At 69.9% G+C, this 18336-nt stretch carries 13 protein-coding genes; 9 read left to right on the top strand and 4 right to left on the bottom strand.

Annotated features, from left to right (window positions below):
- Positions 1–54: 54 nt before the first annotated feature.
- Positions 55–1599, bottom strand: coding sequence for a YifB family Mg chelatase-like AAA ATPase (locus tag QRD43_RS00720; protein WP_285980548.1), 1545 nt, complete (start codon positions 1597–1599; stop codon positions 55–57).
- A 301-nt stretch (positions 1600–1900) separates the two neighbouring features.
- On the opposite strand from QRD43_RS00720, the gene QRD43_RS00715 reads away from it, so the two are divergent.
- The 3 genes from QRD43_RS00715 to QRD43_RS00705 all read left to right on the top strand — a co-directional run bounded on the left by QRD43_RS00715 (position 1901) and on the right by QRD43_RS00705 (position 4668).
- Complete coding sequence (locus QRD43_RS00715; protein ID WP_285980547.1) at positions 1901–2617, top strand: TorF family putative porin; 717 nt, start codon at positions 1901–1903, stop codon at positions 2615–2617.
- A gap of 23 nt (positions 2618–2640) precedes the next feature.
- Positions 2641–2979 carry a P-II family nitrogen regulator gene (locus QRD43_RS00710; protein WP_285980546.1) on the top strand — a complete coding sequence of 113 codons (339 nt, stop codon included), beginning with the start codon at positions 2641–2643 and terminating at the stop codon, positions 2977–2979.
- A 156-nt stretch (positions 2980–3135) separates the two neighbouring features.
- Positions 3136–4668, top strand: a complete 1533-nt coding sequence (locus QRD43_RS00705; RefSeq protein WP_285980545.1) for an ammonium transporter — start codon at positions 3136–3138, stop codon at positions 4666–4668.
- A 93-nt stretch (positions 4669–4761) separates the two neighbouring features.
- Here QRD43_RS00705 and QRD43_RS00700 read toward each other — a convergent pair whose 3' ends face one another.
- Together QRD43_RS00700 and QRD43_RS00695 are read right to left on the bottom strand one after the other, a co-directional pair.
- Entirely contained in the window at positions 4762–6438 is a 1677-nt protein-coding gene (locus QRD43_RS00700; RefSeq protein WP_285980544.1) for a WD40/YVTN/BNR-like repeat-containing protein, read from the bottom strand.
- A 103-nt stretch (positions 6439–6541) separates the two neighbouring features.
- Positions 6542–6925 (bottom strand): response regulator transcription factor, encoded by a 384-nt coding sequence (locus QRD43_RS00695; RefSeq protein ID WP_285980543.1) that lies wholly within the window; start codon positions 6923–6925, stop codon positions 6542–6544.
- Between the two features lie 151 nt (positions 6926–7076).
- Here QRD43_RS00695 and gshA point away from each other — a divergent pair, with 151 nt between their 5' ends.
- Complete coding sequence (gshA, locus tag QRD43_RS00690) at positions 7077–8372, top strand: glutamate--cysteine ligase (protein ID WP_285980542.1); 1296 nt, start codon at positions 7077–7079, stop codon at positions 8370–8372.
- Here the strand turns inward: gshA and QRD43_RS00685 are convergent.
- On the bottom strand, positions 8363–9334 hold the full coding sequence (locus QRD43_RS00685; RefSeq protein ID WP_285980541.1) for a LysR family transcriptional regulator: 972 nt from the start codon (positions 9332–9334) through the stop codon (positions 8363–8365). The genes gshA and QRD43_RS00685 overlap by 10 nt on opposite strands.
- Before the next feature lie 119 nt (positions 9335–9453).
- Here QRD43_RS00685 and QRD43_RS00680 point away from each other — a divergent pair, with 119 nt between their 5' ends.
- The 5 genes from QRD43_RS00680 to QRD43_RS00660 all read left to right on the top strand — a co-directional run bounded on the left by QRD43_RS00680 (position 9454) and on the right by QRD43_RS00660 (position 18336).
- Positions 9454–12432 (top strand): TonB-dependent receptor plug domain-containing protein, encoded by a 2979-nt coding sequence (locus QRD43_RS00680; protein WP_285980540.1) that lies wholly within the window; start codon positions 9454–9456, stop codon positions 12430–12432.
- Between the two features lie 170 nt (positions 12433–12602).
- Positions 12603–14441 carry a potassium transporter Kup gene (locus QRD43_RS00675; RefSeq protein ID WP_285980539.1) on the top strand — a complete coding sequence of 613 codons (1839 nt, stop codon included), beginning with the start codon at positions 12603–12605 and terminating at the stop codon, positions 14439–14441.
- Between the two features lie 123 nt (positions 14442–14564).
- Positions 14565–15731: a benzoate/H(+) symporter BenE family transporter gene (locus QRD43_RS00670; RefSeq protein ID WP_285980538.1), complete on the top strand. Its 1167-nt coding sequence runs from the start codon at positions 14565–14567 to the stop codon at positions 15729–15731.
- Between the two features lie 48 nt (positions 15732–15779).
- Entirely contained in the window at positions 15780–16766 is a 987-nt protein-coding gene (gshB, locus tag QRD43_RS00665; protein WP_285980537.1) for a glutathione synthase, read from the top strand.
- A gap of 247 nt (positions 16767–17013) precedes the next feature.
- Positions 17014–18336 (top strand): chitinase, encoded by a 1323-nt coding sequence (locus QRD43_RS00660; protein WP_285980536.1) that lies wholly within the window; start codon positions 17014–17016, stop codon positions 18334–18336.

Raw genomic sequence — 18336 nt, 5'->3', positions numbered from 1 at the left:
GGGGGCGGCGCGGCAAGGCGGGGGCAGGGGACCTGCGCCGCGGCGCCCCATGGCTCAGCCTTTCACGAGGGCGCGACGCAGCTGCACAGCCTCGGCCACATGGGCCTTGCGGATCGCCGCCTCGCCGGCCAGGTCGGCAATGCTGCGCGCCACCCGCAGCAGGCGATGCTGGGCGCGTGCGGACCACCCCAGCGATGCGATGCTGCGCTCCAGCAGCGCCTGGGCGGGCGGCTCGGCGCGGGCGTGCACATCCAGCTGCGGCGGGCCCAGCTGGGCATTGGTGCAGCCCTGCCGCTCCCCCTGCCGCTCCCGCGCGAGCCGCACCCGCGCCGCCACGGTGGCGGTGTCGTCACCGTCCGGTGCGGCCGCCAGCAGCTCGGGCGGCAGGCTGGGCACCTCCACCATCATGTCGATGCGGTCCAGCAGCGGGCCGCTGAGCCGCCCCTGGTAGCGGGCGACCTGGTCGGGGCTGCAGCGGCAGGGGCGCACGCCCGTCTGGCCATGAAAGCCGCAGGCGCAGGGGTTCATGGCAGCGATCAGGTGGAAGCGGGCCGGGAACTCGGCCTGCCGGGCGGCACGCGCGATCAGGATGCGGCCGGTCTCCAGGGGCTCGCGCAGGGCTTCGAGGGCGTTGCGCTGGAACTCGGGGAGCTCGTCCAGGAAGAGCACGCCATGGTGCGCGAGCGAGATCTCACCCGGCCGCGGGGGCGAGCCGCCCCCGACCAGCGCCACCGCCGACGCGCTGTGATGCGGGGCCCGGAGCGTGCGCTGCCCCCAGGCGTCCGGGCGGAACTGGCCAGCGAGGCTCAGCGTGGCCGCGCTTTCCAGCGCCGCCTCTTCGTCCAACGGCGGCAGCAGGCCCGGCAGGCGCTGCGCGAGCATGGACTTGCCCGAGCCCGGCGGCCCCACCAGCAGCAGGCTGTGCCCGCCCGCCGCGGCGATCTCCAGCGCGCGCTTGGGGGCGGCCTGCCCCTTGATGTCCCGCAGGTCGAGGCCGCTGCCGGGCGAGGGGGCGACGGCGGCGGGTTCGCGCCGGGGCCGGGGCAGCGGCTCGGGGCGCGGTGCCCGGGCGGACGCCGGGGACGGGGCCAGCGCCTGGACCACATCCAGCAGGTGCTGGGCCTGGCGCACGTCCACGCCGCCCACCAGGGCCGCCTCGGCCGCACTGCCGGGCGGCAGCAGCAGCTGGCGCGGCGAGGGCTGCCGGCGCAGCGCCAGCGCCATGGCAAGCGCCCCGCGCACCGGCCGCAGCTCGCCGGCCAGCGAGAGCTCGCCCGCGCATTCCAGGCCGTCCAGCGCGGTGGCGTCGATCTGCCCGCTCGCAGCCAGCAGCCCGAGCGCAATGGGGAGGTCGAAGCGCGCGCCTTCCTTGGGCAGGTCGGCCGGCGCCAGATTGACCGTGATGCGCTTGTTGGCCGGGAACTCGAGGCCGCTGCTGAGCAGCGCGGCCCGCACACGCTCACGGGCCTCCTTCACTTCGGTGTCCGCCAGGCCGACCAGCGTGAAGCTGGGCAGGCCGTTGGCGAGGTGGACCTCGACGGTCACGGCTTCGGCGCGCAGGCCGTCGAGTGCGCGGCTGTGGATCAGGGCCAGGGTCATGGGCGCCTCCTGGCGGTGGATTCTGGGTCGGCACCGGCCTGGGCCGGGCGCGGACAGGCCCGAAGACTCCTCAAGCTGCAGGATGGTGCGCGTCCCCAAACTGGTGCGTTTGGAGAGGCCTCTCGAATATTTCGGTGCATGGCCATGGCACCGCGGTGACATTCGGGCCCGAAAACGGGAGCGATGCGCCCCAGCAGCGGGCGCATCGCCCGGGCAGGCCGGCTGGCACGGGCCTGGCACGGAAGCTGCAACAGGGACTGTCGAAAGTCATTTCACCATCCACTTTGCAGGAGTCCCCGCGATGAAGTCCTTGTTTGCGCTGCTGGCCCTCTCCGTCACGGCTACCGCGATGCCCGCCTGGGCCGACGAGCCAGCCAGCCCGCTGAGCTTCAATGCCAGCCTGACCACCGACTACCGCTACCGCGGCATCTCGCAGACCCGCCTGAAGCCGGCCCTGCAGGGCGGCGCCGACTACGACTTCGGCAACGGCTTCTACGCCGGCACCTGGGCCTCCACCATCAAGTGGATCAAGGACGGCGGTGGTGACGCCAGCGTCGAGATCGACGTCTACGGCGGCTACAAGACCGAGATCGCCAAGGGCCTGACCCTGGACGTGGGCCTGCTGCAGTACGTCTACCCGAGCAACAAGCTCAGCCCCAGCGCCAACACGCTGGAGCTCTACGGCGCGCTGACCTACGGCGTCTTCACCGCCAAGTATTCGCACAGCACCAGCAACCTCTTCGGCTTTGCCGACTCCAAGGGCTCCGGCTACCTGGACCTGAGCGCCGCGCTGGACCTGGGCGACGGTTTCACCCTGACTCCGCACGTGGGCCACCAGCGCGTGAAGAACCTGGGCAGCGCCTCGTACACCGACTACTCGCTGACCCTGGCCAAGGATTACGCCGGCTTCACCTGGAGCGGTGCCCTGGTCCGCGCCAGCACCGATGCCTACGTGGGCCCTGGCGACAAGAACCTGGCCAAGAGCGCCCTGGTGCTGGCGGTCAAGAAGGTCTTCTGAATCCGACCGCAAGGAAGCACACCATGAAACTGATCACCGCCGTCATCAAGCCCTTCAAGCTGGACGAGGTCCGCGAAGCCCTCAGCGCCATCGGCGTGCAGGGCCTCACCGTCACCGAGGTCAAGGGCTTCGGTCGCCAGAAGGGCCACACCGAGCTCTACCGCGGCGCCGAGTACGTCGTCGACTTCCTGCCCAAGGTCAAGGTCGAGGCGGCCGTGGATGACGCGGTCGTGGACCAGGTCATCGAGGCCATCGAGGGCTCGGCCCGCACCGGCAAGATCGGTGACGGGAAGATCTTCGTCTCGCCGCTGGACCAGGTGGTCCGCATCCGCACCGGCGAGACCGGCAAGGACGCGCTCTGATCCATCCACTCCCCACCGGCTACGCCGGCCCCCTCGGGGGGGGCGCGCCCGCAGGTCCGGCAGAGCCGGATCCTCGGGCCCCGCTGGGCTTGATTGGCTGACTGCGACGAACGACTCGTGCAGTGGCACCGCAATAAGGACGTTGGAGATTTCACGATGAAGAAACTGCTTGCTTCCCTGGCCCTCGCCGCGGCGGTCTTCGCCCCGGGCGCCTGGGCCCAGGACGCCGCCTCGGCGCCGGCTGCTGCCGCCTCCGTCGCTGCCGTGGCTGCGGCACCTGACGCGGCCTCGGCGCCCGCCGCTGCGGCGGCCTCCGCCCCGGCCGAAGCGGCGTCCGCCGCCGCACCCGCTCCCGTGCCCAACAAGGGCGACACCACCTGGATGATGCTGTCCACGCTGCTGGTCATCATGATGACGGTGCCAGGTCTTGCCCTGTTCTACGGCGGCCTGGTCCGCAGCAAGAACATGCTGTCGGTGCTGATGCAGGTGATGGTCACCTTCTCGCTGATCGTGGTGCTGTGGGTGCTCTACGGCTACAGCTTCGCCTTCACCGAGGGCAACGCCTTCATCGGCGGCACGGACCGGCTCTTCATGAAGGGCATCTGGGACAACGTCGCCGGCACCTTCTCGAACGCCGCCACCTTCAGCAAGGGCGTGGTGATCCCCGAGATCGTGTTCGCCGCCTTCCAGGCCACCTTCGCCGGCATCACGGCCTGCCTGATCGTCGGTGCCTTCGCCGAGCGCATCAAGTTCTCCGCCGTGCTCGCCTTCATGACGATCTGGTTCACCTTCAGCTACCTGCCCATCGCGCACATGGTGTGGTTCTGGATGGGGCCTGATGCCTACACCGCCGCGGGTGTCGTCGACGAGATGAACGGCAAGGCCGGCCTGATCTGGCAGTGGGGCGCGCTGGACTTCGCCGGCGGTACCGTGGTGCACATCAACGCCGCCGTGGCCGGCCTGGTGGGGGCCTACATGGTCGGCAAGCGCGTCGGCTACGGCCGCGAGGCTTTCACGCCGCACAGCCTGACGCTGACGATGGTCGGTGCCTCGCTGCTGTGGGTGGGCTGGTTCGGCTTCAACGCCGGCTCCGCCCTGGAAGCCAACGGCTTCGCCGCGCTGGCCTTCATCAACACCTTCGTCGCCACGGCCGCCGCCGTGCTGGCCTGGAGCGTCGGTGAAGCGCTGCACAAGGGCAAGGCCTCGATGCTGGGTGCCGCCTCCGGTGCCGTCGCCGGCCTGGTGGCCATCACCCCGGCCGCGGGCAATGTGGGCGTCGGTGGCGCCCTGGTGATCGGCGTGGTCGCCGGCTTCGCCTGCCTGTGGGGCGTGTCCGGCCTGAAGAAGCTGCTGGGCGCCGACGATTCCCTGGACGTGTTCGGCGTCCACGGCGTGGGCGGCATCATCGGCGCGCTGCTGACCGGCGTGTTCAACTCGCCCGCCCTGGGCGGCCCGTCCGCCGTCGGCGACTGGGTCACCGCCTCCATGATTGCGCCCGATGCCTACAGCATCGCCAGCCAGGTCTGGACGCAGGCCAAGGCCGTGGGCGTGACCATCGTCTGGTCGGCCGTGGTGTCCGTGATCGCCTACAAGGTGGTGGACATGACCATCGGCCTGCGTGTCTCCGAAGAGGAAGAGCGCGAGGGCCTGGACATCAGCTCGCACGGCGAGACGGCGTACCACAAGTGAGCGCCCGCTGCCGGCCCGCCCGCTCGCCCGGGCGATCGGCAGGCCCCAAGAGAAAAGCCGCCCTCGGGCGGCTTTTTTTTCAGGGCGACGGCCTCAGAGCGGCTTGCGCTCCAGCGTCCAGTCCTTGGCGCCGGGCGCGCGGCCGTAGATCAGGCCCTCGGGATTCATGAAGAGCAGCGTGTCGTCCACCTCGCTGGCGAACAGCGCGGAGGCCGGCGTGGGCGTCTCGTCGCTGAGCGTCGTCCAGGAGGCCGCGTCGCCGCTGCGCTGCATGAGGGCGGTGGAGAACACGAAGGCGCCCTGGCCGCAGACGTTGTAGGCCTGCCCCTTGGCGCCGTAGGCCGCGGTGATGAGCTTCATGCAGCCCATCTCGTCCCGCGTCCACGTGGCGCCCTGGTCGCGGCTCACCCAGACCTTGTTCTTGCTGTAGGCGAACAGGCTGCCGTTGCGCAGGGCCGTGGCGCCGCGGGGCTCCTCGAAGGGCGTCTTGGTCCGCGTCCAGCTCTCGTCCTTCAGGTTCAGGCTGTTCACGAAACCGTTGGAGGTGACCATCACGTAGCGGTCGCCGAGCACCCAGCCGCTGGCGGTCAGCGAGGGCGTGCGGAAGAAGGTGGCGAGGGGCAGCTTGACTTCCTCGCGGGCGTTGACCTCGCGGCGCAGCTCCGTCCAGGGGCCCTGCTGCAGGTCGGACGTGCCGTAGAGCACCGCGTCGAAGCCTTCGATGGCCAGCAGGAAGAAGCGCTTGTCCTGGCGGGCGAGGTTCACGATCAGCCCATGCGTGGGCGCGCTGATGGCCTGCCACGATTTGCCGCCGTCCGTGGTCTGCATCAGCAGGCCGTCCTCGCCGCCGACCAGGATCTGCTGGCGGTTGTCTGCCAGCAGCGTCGTGATCTCGCGGGTGTCACCGGTGTCCAGCCGCTGCCAGCGGCCCTGGGGCTCGCGCACCAGCACCTGGCCCAGGTTGCTGCCGGCCAGCACCTCGCCGCTGTCCAGCATCCGGGCCGCGTTGAAGGCGTAGGTGCTGCTGCGCGCCATGGACAGCCGCTTCTGCGGATCGGTCTCCGCCTTCCAGGCCTGGATGGCCTCGGTGGCCGAGGCCTTCTCGATCAGGGCCTGGATGACGCCCAGCGTGGCCGTGCCGACGACCGAGGTCATGCGGGAGCTGCTGAGCACGTAGGTGCGCCCCTGCAGGGCCTGGCTGGCCCGGGCGGCCACCTCGTTGCCCACGCAGGGCCGCACCGGGGCGTGCTCGGCCTGGGCCTGGTAGAGCGCCGGGTAGCCCAGGCGCACGCGCTCGATCTGCGGCGCATCGAAGCCATCGCACAGGATGGTGTAGCCCTGGTTGCCGGTCGGCTGGTAGATGAGGGTGCCCAGGCTGGTCACGGTCTGCGGCCGGACCTCGAACTCGGCGATCACGTTCTGCAGGTCGGCGCCCACGCGGGCGGGCGTGCGCGGCGAGACCATGTGCAGCAGGCGGTACTTGCCGGCGGGCAGCACCGCCTCGAAGACCTGGCTGCTGTTGCTGCCGCCGGCCTTGTCGGCCTTGATCTCGACCTCGCGCTTGCTGGCGTCCTGCAGCGTGAGCGTCTCCCACTGGTTGAAGTAGAGGAAGCTGCCACGGCTGGTGCTGGAGGCATTGGTCAGGACGCGGGCGGTGAACAGGCCGGCATCGGCGGGGACGTCGGGGGCGGCATGGCCGGCGAGTGGCGTCAGCAGCAGGGCGAGGCGCCCCAGTTCACGGACCAGGGGGCGGAGTGCGGGAAGGCGCATGGGGGGGGCTCGGGCAGGGTCGCATCGGCGACGGTGGCGCGATTCTAGGAACCGGGGCCGGTCCTGCCGCGGGTCACCCACCGGAGTGAGCGCCGGGTAGGCCCTAGGGGCCGGCCTTGTGCTTGAGCAGCGCGCCCAGCAGCTCCGACAGCTTGGCCGGGCTGAAGGGCTTGGGCAGGAAGTAGTCCGCGCCGGCCGTGCGCGCGGCCTCGTGGTCGGCCGAGCCGGCCTTGGCCGTGAGCATCACGATGACCGTCTTGGCGGTGCCGGGGGCCGCGCGGACCTGCCGGCAGACCTCCAGGCCGTCCATGCCGCCCGGCATCATGGTGTCCAGCAGCACCATGTCGGGCTGCCAGCTGAGGATCTTCTCCAGCCCGGCGGTGCCGTTGGCGGCTTCCTGGATTTCGTACTCGTCATCCTCCAGGGCCCAGCGGATCAGGCGGCGGATGTCGGCCTGGTCTTCAACGATGAGCAATTTGGCGGGCATCTTCGGCAGTGCGGCGCAGGTGTCGATCCGGCAAGCATAGCGCCGCCTCGCGAGCAAGGCGGCGCACAAAGCCCTTGCATTCGGGCAATACGCCCTCAGTTGCGCCCTCCTAGAATGCCCCAAGCCCCCCCTCAGTCCAGGACTCTCCACCATGGTTCCACATCTCGTCACCGCCCTGAACGGCCCCATCAAGGAACTGGAGCAGCGCATCCTGGAGTCCCTGCCGGCCATCGAGCGCTGGTTCCGGCTGGAGTGGATGGAGCACACGCCGCCCTTCTACAGCTCGGTGGATGTGCGCAACGCCGGCTTCAAGCTGGTGCCGGTGGACACCAACCTCTTCCCGGGCGGCTTCAACAACCTCAACCCGGACCTGCTCCCACTGTCGGTGCAGGCGGCCATGGCGGCCATCGAGAAGATCTGCCCCGAGGCCAAGAACCTGCTGCTGATCCCCGAGAAGCACACGCGCAACAGCTTCTACCTCCAGCACCTGCAGACGCTGGTGCGCATCTTCACGCAGGCGGGCCTGAACGTGCGCCTGGGCAGCCTGGATGAAGCCGTCACGGAGCCGACGGCGCTGGCCCTGCCCGATGGCGGCAGCCTCTCCGTGGAGCCGCTGGTGCGCAAGCGCGGCCGGCTCGGCCTGAAGGACTTCGACCCCTGCACCATCCTGCTGAACAACGACCTCTCGGCCGGCATCCCGTCGGTGCTGGAGGGGCTGCACGAGCAGTACCTGCTGCCGCCGCTGCATGCCGGCTGGACGGTACGCCGCAAGTCGCGCCATTTCCAGGCGTATGAGGAAGTGGCGAAGAAGTTCGCCAAGCTGCTGGGCATGGACCCGTGGCTGATCAACCCGCTCACGGTGGGCGTCCAGGGCCTGGACTTCACCGAGGGGCAGGGCCTGGAGGCGCTGAAGGACCACGTCGACCAGGTCCTGACCAAGACACGGCGCAAGTACAAGGAGTACGGCATCCAGGAGAAGCCCTTCGCCATCGTCAAGCCGGACGCCGGCACCTACGGCATGGGCATCATGACCGTGCGCGACGCCAAGGAGATGGAGGAGCTCAACCGCCGCTGCAAGAACAAGATGGCGGTCATCAAGGACGGCCAGCCCGTGCACGAGGTCATCGTGCAGGAGGGCGTGGTGACGCACGAGCGTGTCAACGAGGCCGTGGCCGAGCCGGTGGTCTGCATGATGGACCGCTACGTCGTGGGCGGCTTCTACCGCGTGCATGCCGACCGCGCCGCGGACGAGAACCTCAACGCACCGGGCGCGAGCTACGTGCCGCTCGCCTTCGCGCAGTCCACCCAGCTGCCGCGCCCCGGCGAGGCCCCGGGGGCCAGTGCGCCGAACCGCTTCTACATGTATGGCGTCATCGCCCGCCTGGGCATGCTGGCCGCCAGCTACGAGCTCGAGGCGACGGACCCGGACGCCGAGGTCTACGCCTGAAGCCCGGGCCCGGCCGGGTCCGCCGAGGCCTGCAGCAGGGTCTTGAAATGCTGCAGGTGCTCGCTCGGCGGCTCGGGCAGGTGCCACACCGTCAGGTCGGCCAGCCCCAGGTCCGCCTCCAGCGGCAGGATCAGGCCGATGCCATGCTGGGTGGCCAGCCGGGCCGCATGCAGCGGCATGATGGTCAGGCAGGGCATGCGCCGCATCAGGCTCAGGGACAGCATCAGGTCGCCGGTCTCGATGACGTTGCGCGGCAGCGGCACCGCCCGCTGGGCCCACAGCCGCTCCTGCAGGGCCCGTGACCGGGTGCCGGGCAGGGGCCAGATCCACGTCTGCTCGCTGAGCGTCTCCCAGCCCACCCGGCGCGCCCGGGCGAGCGGGTGGTGGGCGCTGATGACCAGGACCTCGCGCTGCTGCACGAGGCAGTGGGATTCCAGGTCCACCGGGGGGTCGTTCTGCGGCACGCGGGCGACCACGAGATCCAGCCGCCCCTGGCGCAGCTCCTGGAACAGATCCCGCAGCGCGTGCGTGCGCACGCTCAGCGTGATGTGCGGGTAGGCCAGCTTCATCTGGGCCATGGCCTCGGGCAGGACGTGCGCCAGCGCGGCGTTCGTGGCCCCGATCAGCAGCTCGCCCGCGGCGCCGCGCACCATGGCGGCGACATCCTCGCCGCCGCGCTGCAGGTCCGCCTCGAGCTTGCGGGCCAGCACCCCCATGCGTTCGCCCAGGGCTGTCGCGCGCAGGCCGCGGCCCTGGCGCAGGAACAGGGTTTGTCCCAGGCCCTGCTCGATCTCGGCCAGCGTCTTGCTGACGGCCGGCTGCGTGACATGCAGCAGCTCGGCCGCGGCACTCAGGCTGGCCGCCTGCTCCAGGGCGATCAGGGTGCGGAGATGGCGCAGGCTCAGGCGTCGCCGCACGAACTGCTCGGCCGCCTCGGGCCCCCCCTCGGGACGTGGATTCATAACCATTCACAAAACTTTACCAAACCAGAACTCATGGGCCGTCCGCGCCCGATCTTTAGCTTTGCGGCCTTCGGTGCACCTCGCGCCGCCGGATTCCAACGCCCATTGAGGAGATGCCCATGAAGTTCCCGATGACCCTGGTGGGGCTCGCCGCCCTGGCCTGCTGCAGCGCCCAGGCCCAGAGCCCGACGCCGCCCCAGCCCGCCCAGCAGAAGCTCGAGCGTGTCGAGGTGACCGGCTCGAAGATCAAGCGCACCGACCGCGAGACGCCGTCGGTGGTGCAGGTCATCACGGCCGAGCAGATCCGCAAGTCGGGCTTCGCCACGGTGGAGGAGCTGCTGCGCTCGTCCAGCGCGGTGGACGTGAGCGGCTCGGTGGGCGACGGCGTCGGCAGCGGCTTCGTCTCGGGGGTCAATGCGGTGTCCATGCGCGGCATGGGCGCCCAGGGCACGCTGGTGCTGATCAACGGCCGCCGCCTGGCGCCCGTGGGGGCGGTGGACATCAACTTCGGCCGCGGCAATCTCGTCAGCACCAACACCATTCCCAAGGACGCGATCGAGCGCATCGAGATCCTCAAGGACGGTGCCTCGGCCATCTACGGCTCGGACGCCATGGCCGGCGTGATCAATTACGTGCTGAAGAAGGAGTACACCGGCGGCGAGCTGGCGGCCTCCGCCGGCGCCAACAGCCAGGGCGATGGTCGCAAGCGCAGCGCCTCGGGCAGCTTCGGCTTCGGCAACCTGGCCACCCAGCGCTTCAACGTCTTCGGCGGCCTGGAGATCTCGCAGCGCGACCCCGTCACCTACCGCGAGGCCAGCCGCATCGGCCGCCAGTCGGACCGCGACGCCTGGCTGATCGCCAACTCCACGGCCGGCACGCCGCGCCTGCCGGACTTCTCGTACGGCAGCATCGGCAGCTTCTGGGGCAACTACTACAGCCTGCCGGCGACCACGCCCAGCAGCACGACGGGCCCCAACGATCCCAAGCTCTACCTCGGCACCCTGGCCGGCTGCCCCGACGAGCGCACCGTGGGCAAGGGCGTGCCGCAGAAGCAGCCCGGCCAGCAGGACAGCTCGCCCCTGGGCCAGTGCCGCTACAACCTGGACGACAACACCGAGTTCATGGCCAAGCAGGACCGCTTCAGCGGCTCGGTGCGCGGCAACTTCGCCGTCAATGAGGACACCACGGCCTTCGTCGACCTGATGTACTCGCGGACGAAGACCGTGAACGTGCTCGCGCCGCAGTCCCTCGCCACGCTCGTCGGGGCCAACAACACGCGGGTGAGCACCTGGGCGCTGCCCAACGGCAAGGTCCTGGGCCAGAACGCCATCATCCTCGCGCCCGACCACCCGGACAACCCGATGCGCGGCACGGCCAAGCCGCAGACCGTGCAGCTGGCCTACCGCTTCGAGGACCTCGACCAGCGCGAGATCTCCGACCTGAGCGCCACCCGCCTGAGCGCGGGCGTGGAAGGTGTCTACGCAGGCTGGGACTACGACGCCGCGGTGGTCTACAGCAAGATGGGCAACAAGGGCATCCGCACCCAGCGCCTGCTCTCCAGCCGCCTCAACGAGCTGATCGCCAAGGGCGGGCCGTACCGCTTCGGCAAGGCCAACGATGCCGCCGCCATCGACTGGCTCACGGACGATGCCACCAACACCGGTGACTCGACCGTCACCGCCGCCGACGTGCGGGCCAGCCGCGAGTGGTTCGAGATGGCCGGCGGCCGCGCGGCGGTGGCCGTGGGCCTGGAAGCGCGCCATGAGAGCCTGTCCGCCGTGCCGGATGACGCCTTCCGTTCGGGCGACTACGTCGGCCTGGTCGCCAACGGCACCTCGGGCTCGCGCAACGTCATGGGCGGCTTCGGCGAGCTGCGCCTGCCAGTGCTCAAGAGCCTGGAGGTGCAGGCCGCCCTGCGCGCGGAGCACTACAGCGACTTCGGCAACTCCACCACCGGCAAGCTGGGCTACAAGTGGACGGTGCTGCCGGGCCAGCTGATGATGCGCGGCACCGCCGCCACGGGCTACCGCGCGCCCTCCATCTCGCAGATCTCCCGCGACGGCTTCTTCGTGAGCTTCCACAGCTACGGCACCGAGCGCATCTACGACCCGATGCGCTGCAACTGGAACGCCAGCGACAACAGCAAGTCCACCAGCAAATCCACGCAGCCCAACCAGTGGCGCGACTGCAATCTGCTGAACTACACCTCGGGCGTGCCATCGGCCCAGCAGCCCGGCTCGCTGGCCACCGCTGTGACGCCCAACCCGGCCGTCAAGCCCGAGAAGTCGCGCTCGGCCACGCTGGGGCTGGTGCTGTCGCCGACGGACTACCTGGACGTCTCGCTGGACGCCTGGTACTTCAGGCGCAACAACGAGATCCGGGTCCAGCGCGGCTTCGACATCATGACCTCGTACATCGCCAACCCGGCGGCCAACGAGCAGTTCCTGATCCGCGACAGCAACCCGGGCACCTGGCTGACGGACGCCCAGGGCGCCCCCATCCCCAACAGCGGCCCGATCCTGGCCCTGCTGCGCCAGTACGGCAATTTCAACTACACCGTCACCTCGGGCGTGGACTACGAGGCCAACCTGCGCCTGCCGGCCCATCCGCTGGGAAAGTTCAAGTTCAAGCTGGAGGGCAGCTACACGGCCCGCTACGACCAGCAGATCCTCAGCGGCGGCGCCGTGGAGCGGATCGACGGCACCACCACCTCGGGGGTGCCCAAGACCAAGGCCTCCGTGCGTATTGACTGGAGCCGCAACGACACCAGCGCCTGGTTGCGTCTGAACCACACCGATCCGCTGTGGAGCAACACCAGCTCGGCGCAGTGCCGCTACAACCCGACGGCGCTGCAGGCCTATCCGAGCGCCCAGGGCTGGTGCACCGCCACCCGCCAGACGACGCTGGACCTGGGGCTGTCCTACACCGGCTTCAAGAATGTCGTGCTGGCGGGATCGCTGCTGAATGTCACCAACGAGTACATCAGTGGCGGCGCCGCCACGGTGCCGGCGCAGTTCGGGCACTGGGACAGCGGCAACCGCAGCGACGCGGACCTCGGCCGCCGCTTCAACGTGAGCCTGAGCTACCGCTGGGACTGACGCCCGCCCGGCGCCCCGGGGGCGGCCATCCGGTCAGGTGGCTGTCCCCGGAGGCGCTGTGCAGCGCACAATAGGGACTTTTGACTCCTCGGCTTGACCTGTCTCAGGCCGTCGCGCCTGTGAGCTCGAGCCACGAACAACAACACCGAAGCCCCGGCGTCCTCGCCGCCATGACCCTCGGCGCCCTGGGGGTCGTCTACGGCGACATCGGCACCAGCCCGCTCTACGCACTCAAGGAAGTCTTCCATGGCGGCCACGTGCCGCTGACGCCGCAGAACATCCTCGGCGTGCTGTCCCTGCTGTTCTGGACGATGACCATCGTGGTCTCGTTCAAGTACGTCCTGCTGATCCTGCGGGCGGACAACAACGGCGAAGGCGGCCTGATCGCCATGCTGGCCCTGGCCACGCAGGCGGTGCGCGCGAAGCCGACCCTGCGGCGCGTGCTCATGGGCGTGGGCCTCTTCGGCACCGCCATCTTCTTCGGCGACGCGGTCATCACGCCGGCCATGACGGTGCTGGGCGCCGTCGAGGGCATCGACGTCTATGCGCCGCAGTACCACCAGTTCATCGTGCCGATCACGCTGCTCGTGCTGGCCGGCCTCTTCGCCGTGCAGCGTTTCGGCACGGGCGGTGTGGGCAAGGCCTTCGGGCCGGTCATGCTCGTCTGGTTCGCTGCGCTGACGCTCCTGGGCTTGCCGCAGATCCTCGAGAACCCCAAGGTGCTGGCCGCGGTGAACCCGATGTACGCTATCGAGTTCTGCCTGCATTACGGCTGGGTCGCCTTCGTGGCCCTGGGCGCGGTGGTGCTCGTGGTGACCGGCGGCGAGGCGCTCTACGCCGACCTCGGGCACTTCGGCAAGAAGCCCATCCGGATCGCCTGGTACGCCGTGGTGATGCCGGCCCTCGTGATCAACTACTTCGGGCAGGGTGCCCTGCTGCTGGAAGACCCGGCGGCCATCAAGAATCCCTTCTTCCTGATCGCGCCCTCGTGGGCCGAGATGCCGCTGTTCGGCCTCGCCACGCTGGCCGCCATCGTGGCCTCGCAGGCCCTGATCACCGCCGCCTTCTCCGTCACCAAGCAGGCCGTGCAGCTGGGCATCCTGCCCCGCATGCGCATCGTGCACACCTCGGTGCGGGACATCGGCCAGATCTACGTGCCCTTCATCAACTGGATGCTGTTCGGCTTCGTGGTCGTCGCCGTCGTGATGTTCGGCTCGTCCAGCAAGCTGGCCGGCGCCTATGGCGTGGCCGTCACGATCGACATGACCATCACCACGGTCATGACCTTCTTCGTGATCCGCTACGGCTGGAAGTACCCGCTGGCGCTGTGCGTGGCGGCCACCGGCTTCTTCTTCCTGATCGACGTCACCTTCCTCGCCTCCAACCTGCTGAAGGTCGCGGCGGGCGGCTGGTTCCCGCTGACGATCGGCGTCTGGATGTTCACGCTGATGCTGACCTGGAAGCAGGGCCGCCAGCTGCTGTCGAGCAAGCTGCGCGAGGACGCCATCGAGCTCAAGGGCTTCCTCGAGGCCGTGTTCCTGAGCCCGCCCGTGCGCGTGCCGGGCTCCGCGGTGTTCCTCTCGGCCGAGCTCGGGATCACGCCCAACGCGCTGCTGCACAACCTCAAGCACAACAAGGTGCTGCACGAGCAGAACCTCTTCGTGACGGTGCGCCACCACGAGAAGCCCTGGATCGGCTTCGACAAGCGGGTCGAGGTGGAGAACCTCGGCAACGACTGCTGGCAGGTGACGGTGCACTTCGGCTTCAAGAACGAGCCCGACGTGCCCGAGGCGCTGAAGCTGCTCGAGGCCCGCGGCGTGCACCTGGACGACATGGAGACGAGCTACTTCCTCTCCCGCGACATCGTCATCCCGACCATCGGTTCGGGCATGGCCCTGTGGCGCGAGAAGCTCTTCGCCAGCATGCACCGCAACGCGGCGGCGGCGGCCGACTTCCTGCACCTGCCCACCAACCGCATCGTCGAGCTGGGGTCCAAGGTCGAGATCTGAGTCCGGTCCGGCGCCCTCGGCCCGGTCCCCGACGCCTGAGCGCTGGCTGACGGGCGCCTGGCGCGCCTGCCCGTCTTGCCCCCGTCCCGGCACGGTCACGGCGGGCCGGCTATGCTGGCCCCCATGCGTCGTTTCCTGCAAGACCTGTCCCTGCCTTCCACCGTGGCCGGCTTCGTGGCCGTGCTGGTGGGCTTCACCAGCTCGGTGGCCATCGTCTTCAAGGGCGCGACGGCGCTGGGTGCCACCCCGACGCAGCTGACGTCCTGGATGTGGGCCCTGGGCCTGGGCATGGGGCTCACCAGCCTCGGCCTCTCGCTCTGGACGCGCAAGCCGGTGCTCACGGCCTGGTCCACGCCCGGCGCCGCGCTGCTGTCGACCACGGTCGGCGTGTCGATGCCGGAGGCCGTCGGCGCCTTCATCGTCTGCGCGCTGCTCATCGCCATCGCCGGCTTCAGCGGGCTGTTCGAGCGCCTGATGGACCGCATCCCCATTGCCATCGCCTCGGCGCTGCTGGCTGGCGTGCTGGCCCGGTTCGGGCTCGACGCGATGCTGGCCACGCAGAGTGCGCCCGTGCTGGTGCTCGCCATGGCGGCGGCCTTCCTGCTCGGCCGTCGCTTCTGGCCGCGCTATGCGGTGCCCGTGGTGCTGCTGGCGGGCATCGCGGTGGCCGCCTTCCAGGGGCGCCTGCACATGGACGCCGTGCAGTGGGCCTGGGCGCAGCCCGAGTGGGTGAGCCCGCGCTTCAGCGTGGCGGCGCTCGTCGGCGTCGCACTGCCGCTCTTCCTGGTGACCATGGCGTCGCAGAATCTGCCCGGCGTCGCCGCGCAGCGGGCCTCGGGCTACCAGACGCCGGTGTCGGCCAGCATCGGGGTGACAGGTCTTGCCTCGCTCGTCCTGGCCCCCTTCGGCGGCTACGCGCTCAACCTGGCCGCCATCACCGCCGCCATCTGCATGGGCCGCGAAGCGCATGAGGACCCGGCCCGGCGCTACACAGCGGCCGTGATGGCCGGCGTGTTCTACATCGCCCTTGGGCTGGCCGGCGGCGCCGTCGTCGGGCTGCTGGCGGCCTTCCCGCGCGAGCTCGTGGCCGCGATCGCCGGGCTGGCGCTGCTGGGCACCATTGCCGGCGGCCTGAGTGCCGCCCTCAAGGAGGAGGCGCACCGCGACGCCGCGATCCTCACCTTCCTCGTGACCCTCTCGGGCCTCCAGCTCGCGGGCATCGGCTCCGCCTTCTGGGGCGTGGTGGCCGGCTCGCTGGCGCTGCTGGTGCAGCACCTGCGCCGCCCCTGACCTTGCCCGCCCCACGGATCCTCGATTCCACCTTTCCGGACCTTCGCCATGAAACTGCTCTTCGTTGCCGACCCGCTGTCCAGCTTCAAGACCTACAAGGACTCGACCTTCGCCATGATGCGCGAGGCCGCCCGGCGCGGCCACGAGCTGTGGGCCTGCGAGCCCGCGGACCTGGTGTGGCAGCGCGGCGGCCTCGTCACCGCCCGCGGCGCCCAGCAGCTGCAGCTCACGCCCGCCGCGCTGGCCAGCGGCTACGGCACGGACACGCCCGACTGGCACGCCGTCACGGCCACGCAAGACCTGGCCCTCGCCGGCGTCGATGCCGTGCTGATGCGCAAGGATCCGCCCTTCGACAGCGAGTTCTTCTACACGACCCAGCTGCTCAGCCAGGCCGAGCGCGAGGGTGCCCGCGTCTTCAACAAGCCCTCGTCACTGCGAGAGCACCCCGAGAAGCTCGCCATCCTCGAGTTCCCGCAACACATCACGCCCACGCTCGTGACGCGCTCGGCCGCGGCCATCCGGGCCTTCCATGCCGAGCACCGGGACATCATCCTCAAGCCGCTCGACGGCATGGGCGGCATGGGCATCTTCCGCGTCGGGCCGGACGGCATGAATCTCGGCGCCATCATCGAGACGCTCAACAAGGACGGCGCCCAGACGGTCATGGTGCAGCGCTACCTGCCCGAGATCGCCCAGGGCGACAAGCGCGTGCTGCTGATCGGCGGCGAAGTCGTGCCCTTCGCGCTGGCCCGCATTCCCCAGGGCGGCGAGGTGCGCGGCAATCTGGCGGCCGGCGGCAAGGGCGTGGCCATGCCGCTGACCGATCGCGAGCGGGAGATCGCCGAGCACCTGGCGCCCCTCCTCGCGGCGCGCGGGCTGCTGCTGGTGGGCCTGGATGTCATCGGGCCCTGCCTCACCGAGATCAACGTCACCAGCCCGACCTGCTTCCAGGAGATCGGCGCCCAGACGGGCTTCGACGTGGCCGCGCTCTTCGTCAATGCGCTGGAGCGGGCGGTGGGCGCGGGCCAGGGTTGATCCGCATGCCGCACGGGCGGATCGGGTAGTCAAATACCAGAGCAAGACCAAAAACATACCAATGCTGCCGGGTCAGGCCTTGACCCGGCGGGGCATCCGTCGGGGCTTGCGCGGCTTGCCCGGGCGGGCCGGGGAAAGGCGGATGCCGCTCAGGAGGGGTCGTCATCGAACGGCCCGGCGCGGCGCCCATGACGGCCGCCGGATTCGGGCTGCTGTTCCGCCCTGCACCGATCCCCTGGAGGTTTGCATGTCCCCATCCACCCGTCCCCATCTGCTGAGCCTGGCCCTGCTGGCCGCCGGCTTCACGCTCACCTCGTCGGCCCTGGCCGCCCCCTGCTCGGCCGCCTGGGCCGAGGGCAAGACCTACACCGCCAACACCCTGGCCAGCGAGCAGGGCAAGGACTACAGCGCGCTGGTCACCCACACCGCCTACGTCGGCACCCACTGGAACCCGTCCACCACGCCGTCGCTGTGGCGCTTCGTGGCGGACTGCACGGCCAGCCCGACGCCCACGCCGACCCCGACTCCGACTCCGACCCCGACCCCGACTCCGACTCCGACTCCGACTCCGACGCCAACCCCAACGCCTACGCCTACGCCTACGCCTACGCCCGGCCTGCCCAAGCACGCCCTGATCGGCTACTGGCACAACTTCGCCAACGGGGCCGGCGCACCGATCCGGGTGAAGGACGTGTCCGATGACTGGGACGTGATCATGATTTCCTTCGCCAGTGATGCCGGCGACGGCGGCGTGGCCTTCCAGCTCGACCCGGGCGCGGGTTCCGAGGCGGACTTCATCGCCGACGTCGCCGCCAAGCGCGCGAAGGGCAAGAAGGTGGTGCTGTCGCTCGGCGGGCAGGACGGCCGCATGACGCTCAACACCAGCGCGCAGGTCACGAACTTCGTCAACACGCTGGCAGGGCTGATCGCGAAGTACGGCTTCGACGGCATCGACCTGGACCTGGAGAGCGGTGCCGGCGTCTCGCTGGGCGCGCCCATCATCAACAACCTGATCAGCGGCGTGAAGCAGCTCAAGGCGAAGGTGGGGCCGGGCTTCTACCTCTCGATGGCGCCGGAGCACCCGTATGTGCAGGGCGGCTACGTGGCCTTCGGCAGCATCTGGGGCGCCTATCTGCCCATCATCGACGGCCTGCGCGACGAGCTGACTATGATCCACGTGCAGTACTACAACAACGGCGGCTTCACCTACGCCGACGGGCGCCAGCTCAGCGAAGGCACGGTGGACGGCCTGGTGGGCGGCAGCCTGATGCTGATCGAGGGCTTCAAGGTCAGCCAGGGCACGGGCTGGGAGTTCAAGGGCCTGCGCCCCGACCAGGTCGCCTTCGGCGTGCCCTCGGGCCCGCGCGCGGCCGGGCGGGGCTATGCGCCGCCCAGCGTCATCAATCAGGCGCTCACCTGCCTGACGCTGCTGCAGAACTGCGGCGCCGTGAGGCCCAAGGCGGCCTACCCGAGCTTCCGGGGCGCCATGACCTGGTCCATCAACTGGGACCGGGCCGATGGCTTCAGCTTCTCGGGGCCGGTGAAGGCGCAGCTCCGGACGCTGCCCTGA

This window comes from Roseateles subflavus (genome assembly GCF_030285365.1).
Taxonomy (GTDB): Bacteria; Pseudomonadota; Gammaproteobacteria; order Burkholderiales; family Burkholderiaceae_C; genus Roseateles_B; species Roseateles_B subflavus.
This window is presented reverse-complemented; position numbering and strand designations above follow the sequence as displayed.